The 8683-nt window shown below is 61.7% G+C and carries 10 protein-coding genes; 5 read left to right on the top strand and 5 right to left on the bottom strand.

Translation table 11 applies throughout. The features are described 5' to 3' along the window. Positions 1-142 precede the first annotated feature (142 nt). The 5 genes from CDA63_RS15505 to CDA63_RS15485 all read right to left on the bottom strand — a co-directional run bounded on the left by CDA63_RS15505 (position 143) and on the right by CDA63_RS15485 (position 4024). Positions 143-1243 carry an ArsO family NAD(P)H-dependent flavin-containing monooxygenase gene (locus CDA63_RS15505; RefSeq protein ID WP_088465368.1) on the bottom strand — a complete coding sequence of 367 codons (1101 nt, stop codon included), beginning with the start codon at positions 1241-1243 and terminating at the stop codon, positions 143-145. A 5-nt stretch (positions 1244-1248) separates the two neighbouring features. After that, a complete protein-coding gene (locus tag CDA63_RS15500) occupies positions 1249-1680 on the bottom strand; it encodes an arsenate reductase ArsC (RefSeq protein WP_088465367.1) in 432 nt (143 codons plus the stop codon). Between the two features lie 176 nt (positions 1681-1856). After that, entirely contained in the window at positions 1857-2951 is a 1095-nt protein-coding gene (gene arsB, locus CDA63_RS15495; protein ID WP_088465366.1) for an ACR3 family arsenite efflux transporter, read from the bottom strand. A 164-nt stretch (positions 2952-3115) separates the two neighbouring features. After that, positions 3116-3577, bottom strand: coding sequence for a DUF6428 family protein (locus CDA63_RS15490; protein WP_088465365.1), 462 nt, complete (start codon positions 3575-3577; stop codon positions 3116-3118). A gap of 96 nt (positions 3578-3673) precedes the next feature. After that, a complete protein-coding gene (locus tag CDA63_RS15485; protein ID WP_088465364.1) occupies positions 3674-4024 on the bottom strand; it encodes an ArsR/SmtB family transcription factor in 351 nt (116 codons plus the stop codon). A 263-nt stretch (positions 4025-4287) separates the two neighbouring features. On the opposite strand from CDA63_RS15485, the gene CDA63_RS15480 reads away from it, so the two are divergent. The 5 genes from CDA63_RS15480 (at position 4288) to CDA63_RS15460 (ending at position 8648) form a co-directional block, all read left to right on the top strand. Beyond that, positions 4288-4662, top strand: a complete 375-nt coding sequence (locus tag CDA63_RS15480; RefSeq protein ID WP_088465363.1) for a hypothetical protein — start codon at positions 4288-4290, stop codon at positions 4660-4662. Between the two features lie 184 nt (positions 4663-4846). Continuing rightward, a complete protein-coding gene (locus CDA63_RS15475) occupies positions 4847-5329 on the top strand; it encodes a DM13 domain-containing protein (protein WP_088465362.1) in 483 nt (160 codons plus the stop codon). Next, a complete protein-coding gene (locus CDA63_RS15470) occupies positions 5329-6183 on the top strand; it encodes a hypothetical protein (protein WP_206780464.1) in 855 nt (284 codons plus the stop codon). Before CDA63_RS15475 ends, CDA63_RS15470 begins: the two co-directional genes overlap by 1 nt. A gap of 258 nt (positions 6184-6441) precedes the next feature. Next, entirely contained in the window at positions 6442-7164 is a 723-nt protein-coding gene (locus CDA63_RS15465) for a response regulator transcription factor (protein ID WP_088465360.1), read from the top strand. After that, entirely contained in the window at positions 7158-8648 is a 1491-nt protein-coding gene (locus tag CDA63_RS15460) for a sensor histidine kinase (protein WP_088465359.1), read from the top strand. Before CDA63_RS15465 ends, CDA63_RS15460 begins: the two co-directional genes overlap by 7 nt. Positions 8649-8683: the final 35 nt, after the last annotated feature.

Below are 8683 nucleotides of genomic sequence, written 5' to 3'. Positions count from 1 at the left end.
GTTGAACACGTCGCGCAGCGCATGCTCGCGTTGCGGCGCCTCTTCCCGCACCAGGGCCAAATAGGGTGCTACAAACGTCCATTCCGCATCCAATACGTCGCTGGGGTATCCTCTTTGCTGTGCCATACCCCAAATTACACTACTAGACCATAACAGCCTCTAGGAACGCCTTGATTTCGTCGGCGGCAGCGCGGGCCGAGCGGCCCACACCGATGAGTGTGGCCGAGGCAAAACCCGTCCAGGTGCCGTAACCTACCAACCACAAGCCGGGCACGGCGGTGGCGCGGGCACCTGCGGTAGCCACCCGGCCATTGGGATGCAGTACGCCCAGGCCGGCCAGAAACGATAGTGCAGGCCGGAAACCGGTGCACCAGATAACCGCATCCACGGCTTCCTCGCGCCCATCCGCCCACACAACACCCGTTTGTGTGAACCGCACGAACGGCCGTACACTCCCCAGCATGCCTCGGCCGCGGGCTTCCTTCACGGGCGGCACCATCACGATGTGGCCGAGCGTGGCTGGCGGAGCTGCCGCCGCGCCGGCCTGGGCATTGTAGCGCTGAGTGGCCTGGGTGAAGAGTACCCGGCCATCCACGTCGTCGGGCAGGAAGCGGGGTTCTTCCTGGGTGACCCAGGTAGTGCGGGCTACCTGGGAGACTTCGGCCAGCACCTGGGCCCCGGAGTTGCCGCTGCCCACCACCAGCACCCGCTGCCCGGCAAACGGTGCCGCCTGCTTGTACTGGGCCGAGTGCAGCTGCACACCGCCGAAATCGGCCTGGCCGGGGAATTGCGGCACAATGGGGTTGCGCCAACTGCCCGTTGCGCATACCACGGCCCGCGCCTGGTACGTACCGGCATCGGTTTCTACCACGAAGCTGCCCACACTGCCCGACAACGACGATGACCGGCGCACAGCGGCCACGCGCACGGGGCGGCGCACCGGTAGTTCGTAGCGCTGCTCGTACTGCGTGAGGTAGTCAATTACCGCGTCGCGGGTGGGGAAGCCGCTGTCGTTGGCGGATGGCCGGGGCATGAGCCAGCCGGGCAGGGAGCTGGCATCGGCCGGCGAGAACAGCCGGAGCGAGTTCCAGCCGTGGGGCCAGGCCCCGCCGGGAGCCGCCTGGTCGTCGAGCAGTACGAAATTCAGGCCCGCCCGCCGCAAATAGTAGCCCACGGCCAGCCCGCTCTGGCCAGCCCCGATAACGAGCACATCGGTGGTAAAGTCAGCAGAAACGGTGGCCATAGGCGTTAGGCAGTTGGGAATTCGGTCCGCGCGAAATTGTGGGCATAGGCCTTCACCTGGTCGCGCACCTGGCGAAACTGCTGGCTGATTTCTTCTTCGGTGCCAGTGGCTTTGGCAGGGTCGGGGAAGTTGTGGTGGCGTTTCTGGGCCATGGATGGGAACACCGGGCACACCTCCTGGGCGTGGTCGCATACGGTCAGCACGTGGTCGAAGGGCACGGCCGCGTACTCGTCCACGTGGTTGCTGGTGTGGTGGCTGATGTCCAGGCCGTCCTCGGCCATTACGCGCACGGCACGGGGGTTGAGGCCATGCACTTCCACGCCGGCGCTGTACACGGCAGCCCGCTCGCCCAAAATTTGTTCGAGGTAGCCGTGCAGCAGCTGGCTTCGGCAGGAGTTGCCGGTACAGAGCACCAGTACGTTTTTCTTGCTTTCCATAAGCAATGGTGAGAAGCGGTAGATGAGAAGTGAAAAGCTGTAGCGCGAACTGAAGTACAGCGAAGCTAAGCTCCGGCTTCGCGGGTCGTTGCTGACTTCCGGACAATTCTGTTCAATGATACGCCAAGCTGAATCTTCGCACTACAGCCGTTCTGCGTAAACCTAAAGGGAACTGCTTACGCCGCCGTTTTGCCACCGTACCAGCGGCGGCGGAACCAGAAAGCCACGTTAACCAGCGCAATCAGGGCCGGCACCTCAATCAGCGGGCCGATGACGCCGGCGAAAGCCTGGCCCGAGTTCAGGCCGAACACCCCGATGGCCACGGCAATGGCCAGCTCGAAGTTGTTGCCGGTGGCCGTGAAGGCAATGCTGGCATTTTCGGCGTAACCGGCCCCCAGCCACTTGCCGGCCGCAAAGCTGACCACGAACATGATGCCGAAATACAGCGCCAGCGGCAGGGCAATGCGCAGCACATCCAGCGGCACCTGCACAATGGTTTCGCCCTTGAGGCTGAACATGACTACAATCGTCAGCAGCAAGGCCACCAGCGTAATCGGGCTGATGGCCGGGATATAGACCTGCTCGTACCAGGCGTCGCCTTTAAGCCAGCGCAACACCAGGCGCGACAGAAACCCGGCCGCAAACGGAATGCCCAGGTACACTAGCACGCTCTGGGCAATGTCCCAGATGCCGATGTTCACGGCGTAGCCCTGCAGCCCGAAATACGGCGGCAGCACCGTGATAAACAGCCAAGCCAGCACCGCATAAAACAGCACCTGGAAGATGGAGTTGAGCGCCACCAGCCCGGCGGCGTACTCGCGGCTGCCGTCGGCCAAGTCGTTCCAGACCAGCACCATGGCAATGCAGCGGGCAATTCCGATAAGTATCAGGCCCATCATGTACTCGGGCTTATCGGGCAGTAGCCAGATGGCCAACCCGAACATGAGCACTGGCCCCACCACCCAGTTCAGCACCAGCGAGAGCCCGATAATGCGCGTGTTGCGGAAGACGGTGGGCAGCTGCTCGTACTTCACTTTGGCCAGTGGCGGGTACATCATCAGCACCAGCCCAATGGCCAGCGGTACGTTCAAGGTGCCCACCGAAAAGTAGTTTACCGCGTCGTTGAAGCCGGGCACGAAGTATCCCAGGCCCACGCCCAGCAGCATGGCCAGAAATATCCAGAGCGTAAGGCCCCGGTCAAGACCCGAGAGCTTTTTTTCGGCCAGCACGGCGGGGGCCGGGGCGGGCCGGGTGGATGGGTGCGAAGTCAAGACGAGATGAAGCAAGACGAGATGAAGCAGGAAGAGTAAGTCGCAGGAATTTCTACGGCAATGAATAGGCTGTATCGCCGCGACCTATCGCGGCTGCCCGTTGGCCGGTAATCGTTCAACGACAAACCGCAGTGGGGCGCGTCTCTACAGCGAATACGCCAGCCTTAGCAGCACCCGCCGCTGGGCGTGCAGGCAGCCATTTGCAGCTGTGGCAGGGCTATTTGCTGAGCGTCGGGGATGCCGCAGGCGTCCTGGGCCAGGCAGGCGGTTTGCTTGGCCGTAAGCAAGAAATCGGTGCCGTCGAAGGTGAGGCCGAACTTGCCGATGGTCGCCTGCTGATACTCCACTTCGATGGCTAAATCCTCACTGCCCAGAATCTTGTCCGACAGGTTGAGGATGTGCAGGAATTTCTGGGGAGCCAGCCGGTGGTCGTAGTCGCCGGCTTCCCAGAGCTGGAAGTTGGCCACCGTTTCGCGACGCTCCACCCCGCCGCAATCAACAAAGTGCTTGCTGACCAGGCCCACTTCCGTGACGTGGAAGTGCGGGGGCAACTGCTCACCGGTGGGCAGGCGGAAACTCACCGCGCTGAGCCCCGTCAGGGCCTGCTTCATTTCAGAAATATTCATGGTTGAGGGGGTTGAAAAGCTGAGTGTCTGTTACAGTATTCTTTAAGGCAACTACCTGTTATTGAACAGGAAGTCTAATAGCTATCAGCTCAATGCTTAACATGCGCAGCCATCGTCCGGGCCGCAGGCCGCGCCGGTAGTGGCGGCCGTGAAGAAGCTGGTGAACTGCTGCTGTACCTGGAGTAGCAGCTCGGTATTGAGGCAGTAGCAGACCGTGAGCCCGTCAATTTCGCCACGAATCAGGTCCAGGGCTTTGAGTTCCTGCAAGTGCTGGAAAACGGTGGTGCGCGAGAGTGGCAGCTCGGCGGCAATATCGCCCGAGATGCAGGTGTGCTTGCTGGCCAGCAGCTGAATGATGGCCACCCGCGCCGGGTGGGCCAGGGCTTTGGCTACGCGGGCCAGCTGCTGCTGGTCGGCGGTAAAAGCGGCGGTTTTGGCGTAGGTCATAGAGAGAAGCGAATGACTATGTCGTAAATATACGTCATGATATGTCGTATATTTACGGCATAATTGTTTAATGTTGCCATAGCAGCAGCACATTCAGGTTATTAATTCTATTGTCAATTGAAAAACAGATGATTACCTTCATAAAAAAACTGACACACTTCTGTATAGATTGAGCGGAGCTATAGTGGTTTCGCAAACGGTGGACCAGGTTGCGAAACTGCCACAAGCCTCTCTCTACCCTGCCCGCCGTACCTTGCGGCCCTATGCCCACGACGCCCCCCGACACTCACCCCTTCATCCTCACCCAGGTTTCGCCGGAACTGATGACGCCCGAGCGGCAGCAGCGCCTGCTGGTCGACCTCTCGGACATGGACGATTACTACGTGGTGTTCGAGCGGTATGGGTTTGGAGGCGGCGGGGCCAGCTGGGCCGAGCACATCGAAACCATTCTGGAGGAACACGACCCCGAGCTGCTCGACCATGTGGAGCTGGCCGGAGCGGGTGAGATTTTCCGGGCCTACACCGATGGGCCGGCCGCCACGGCGCGGCTGCTGGCGCTGGTGCAGCCCGTGTTTGCCGATTTGGGGGCTCTGAGCAAGTATCTGGCCCAGGCCGACCCCACCGACTTCTTCGAGTAGTAGCTAAATCAAGTTGCAGACCAGCAACCAGGGCTAAATCCTCTCCTTTCCAAGGAGAGGATTTAGCGGCTTGGCCCAGGGAGTTCCCGAAAGCAGAGAACACAGATATATAGCACATTCGTGATACTTTCGTGAGATGTAGAGGCGAACTTTAGCTCATTGCTCATCCATTTCCTCCGAACGCATGAAAAAGCTACTGTTTCCCCTTTTACTAGTGGCCCTGCTGGGTACGCCTAGCCTACTGTCGTCTTGCTCCAGCAGCAACGACAACGACCCGGCTCCGCAGACCCCCACCACCGGCACGGTTACGCCCAACGGCAACCTTACCACGCTTAAAACCGGCACCATTGCGCCCCAGAGCGGCACGCCTACCACCGGGATGCTCACCATCGTGCGCGACGCCGACAACCGCGAATTCGTGCAGCTGGCCGATAATTTTGTATCGGACTTTCACACGGGCACCGTTACCATTTACTTAGCCAAAGACGCCACCAATATCGGAGCCCAGCGCCGGGCCGATGCTACCAACGTGAAGGTGGTAGCCTTGGTGAATAAGAACGGCCGGCAGGTTTTCCTCATCGACCGGGGCGGGCTGGAGTCGTTCTCCACCGTGGTGTTCTACTGCGAAACTGCCTCCATTAACTTCGGGGCGGCCCCGCTGAAATAGTGCGGGCGGCTGTCAGGACTGGCGTGGGGCTGCTGCTGGCGGGCGGGCTGCTGGGTATGGGCGGCACCGCTCACGCTGGTGGTGGCTGGATTCGGCCCGCCGGTGGGGCCTACGCCAAAATCGGCCTCACCAGCGTCAATACAAACAAATATTACACGCTCGCGGGCCAGGAGATTACCACCAATCGTTTCACCCAGCAGGTGGCCAGCCTATACGCCGAAGTGGGGTTGGGCCATCATCTGGAAGCGGTGCTGAATTTTCCGGCTTACCGGCGGGCCAGGTTCAGCGCCTCCACGGCCACGCAGGGCATCGGCGATGCGCAGTTGGGGCTGCGCTACGGGGTGCTGCGTGGGGCCTGGCCGCTGGCCGTAAGCGTAACCGCCGAGCTGCCCACCGGCAACCCTGATGCCCGCGGCACTAACACCAGCAACTCGCAAATAGTAATTGTCCTACCTACTGGCGACGGCGAGTTTAACGTCTGGACCCACGCCGCCCTGTCGCACAGCTTCTTCGAGCAGCTTTATGGCACCGTAAATGTGGGTTTTAACGCCCGCACTAAAGGCTTCACCAATCAGTATAGCTACAGCGCCCAAGTGGGTTATTTACTGCTGCGCAAAATCTGGCTGACAGGCACGGTTCGGACGCTGGCCAACGTGCAAACGCCGCGTTCCGGTCGGCTGGCCAGCATCGGCATTGGCGAGGGCGTGGCTTACTCCACGGCCGCGTTGGGGGCCAACTACGCCGCCATCGACCACCTTTGGCTTACGGCCGACTGGGCCACCGGCTTCGGCAAGCTGCGCAACGTGTACGCCGGCAGCCAGTTCACGGTGGGCGTAGCCTGGGAGTGGAAGTAGGTTTTGAACTGCGTCTTACGGGTTATCCTGCGTATGTTCGTTACTCTGATAGAAGCTGTTTGGAAAGTTGAAAAGAACATCATGCTGAGCGCAGTCGAAGTATCTCTACCGCTCCGTTGAACCGTGACTGCAACGAAGCGGTAGGGATGCTTCGACTTCGCTCAGCATGGTGTTCTTTTTGACTTTCCAAACAGCTTCCCCACGTTACTTTACCCCAAGAGCTAATAGCCAACAGCTACTAGCTATCAGCTCAAAAAAATGCCCACCAAACACGCCCTGATTGTGGAGGACGACGCCGACATTGCCGCGCTGGTAGCGGTGAATCTGCGCGACATCGACTGTGGTGCAACGGTGGCTACCAATGGGCTGGAAGGGCTGCGCCAAGCCACAGAGGGAGAGTTTGACGTGATTATTCTCGATATTATGCTGCCCGGTTTGAGTGGCATTGAGGTGTGCCGCCGCATCCGGGAGCAGCGCGTGAGCACGCCCATTCTCATGCTCACGAGCAAGGCCGAGGAAATTGATAAAGTGCTGGCCCTGGACCTGGGGGCCGACGACTACCTGACCAAGCCGTTCAGTGTGCGCGAACTGCTGGCCCGGGTGAAAGCCCGCCTGCGCCGCTCGGCCCCCGACAAAGAGCCCGGATTTGCCGGGGCCGCCGCGCCCATCCGCTTCCGTTGCGGGGCGCTGGAGCTCGATACCGAGTTGCACCGCGTGAGTGTGGCCGGCCGGCCAGTGGAGCTAACGGCCAAGGAATTCGCGCTGTTGGCCCAGTTCATGCGCCACCCCGGCCGCACCTACTCGCGCACCGAGTTGCTGGATCAGGTGTGGGGCTACTCCTATTCGGGCTACGAGCACACGGTGAACTCGCATATCAACCGCCTGCGACTCAAAATTGAGCCCGACCCCGCCCAACCCACCTACGTGCTGACCGTGTGGGGCGTGGGCTATAAGCTCACCGACGAAGCGCCCGTATGCTGAGCTGGCCCCGCCCCCGGAGCTTGCAGCTGCGCCTCTCGCTGCTGTTCGTGGTCCTGCTGGTGGCTGTGAGCGGGGTGTATCTGCTGCTAATCTCGCGCAATGCCGATGACTACCTGGCCGAAAACATGCAGCGCCGCAACCTGGATTTGGCGGCCTCGATAGCCAACGTGCTCAGCATCGACTCGGCCACCAACGAAATTGCGCCCACCGCCATTGCCGAAACCTTCCATGCGGCCATGGTCATCAACCCCAACATCAAGCTCTACCTCATTGGGCTTGACGGGCACCTGCTGGCCGCCTCCGCCCAGCCCAACGAAATCCAGACCCGCACCGTGGCCATGGCTCCGGTGCACGACCTACTGGCCGGCCGCCAGCCTCTGCCCCTCTACGGCACCGACCCCCGCCATCCCGCCCGGCCCCGGCCCTTTTCGGTGGCCCCGCTGCACAATAGGGGCGGCGGGGTGCACTGCTACCTCTACATCACCCTCGACGGGCCCGCCGCCGCTTCTTCCGAACCAGCTGCGCTGCGCCAGAACCACTTGCTGGGCGTGTTGCTGCGCACGCTGCTGGTGGCCGGTGCGGGCGTGCTGGTGGTGGGGCTACTGCTGATTTCGCTTCTCACCCGCGATGTGCAGCGGCTAGTGGCGGTGGTGCGCCGCCTGCAAGCCGGCGACTACTCGGCCCGGGCCCGCGGCATTGGGGCCAACGACGAACTGAGCGAGCTGGCCACGGCCTTCAACGCCATGTCGGTCCGCACCGAGCAGGCCCTCGACGAGCTGCGCACTACCGATGCCCTGCGCCGCGAGCTGGTGGCCAACATTTCCCACGACTTGCGCACCCCGCTGGCCAGCATTGAGGGCTACACCGAAACCATCTTGCTCCGCCAGCACTTGCTAGCCCCCGCCGAGCAGCAGCAGTACCTGGAAACCATCCTCAAAAACACCCACAGCCTTAAGCGTTTGATCTCCGAGCTCTTTGAACTCTCGAAGCTCGAAGCCCACCAGACGGTGCCCCAGCCCGAGCCCTTTTCGCTCCCCGAGCTAGTCCACGACGTGGTGCAGCAGCTCAAACCCAGTGCCCAAACCCAAGCCGTTACCTTGCGGGTTGACCCCACCCCCGCCGCCCTGCCCTTCGCCTACGCCGACGTGGGCTTACTCGAACGGGTGCTGCAAAACCTGCTCGACAACGCCCTGCGCTACACCCCCGCCGGCGGCGCAGTGAGCGTACAGGTAACCCCCACCGCCGGCCGCCTCGCGTTGCAGGTGCGCGATACCGGCCCAGGCATTGCCGCTCCCGACCTACCCCGCCTCTTCGACCGGTTCTACCACTCCGACCAGGTGCGCCGCAAGTCGCGGGGTGGGTCGGGGCTGGGGCTGGCTATTGCCCGCAAAATCGTGGAGCTGCACGGCGGTGAGTTGACCGTGAGCAGCACCCAGGGACAGGGAGCGTGTTTTACGTTTTCGGTGCCGGTGTACGAGCCTTGAGTAGTCGAGATTGTCAGACCAACATAACGGAGCCG

This window comes from Hymenobacter amundsenii (genome assembly GCF_002204745.1).
In the GTDB taxonomy this organism is placed as follows: domain Bacteria; phylum Bacteroidota; class Bacteroidia; order Cytophagales; family Hymenobacteraceae; genus Hymenobacter; species Hymenobacter amundsenii.
Note: the sequence above shows the minus strand (reverse complement) of the source record. Positions and strands in the feature narration are given on the sequence as shown.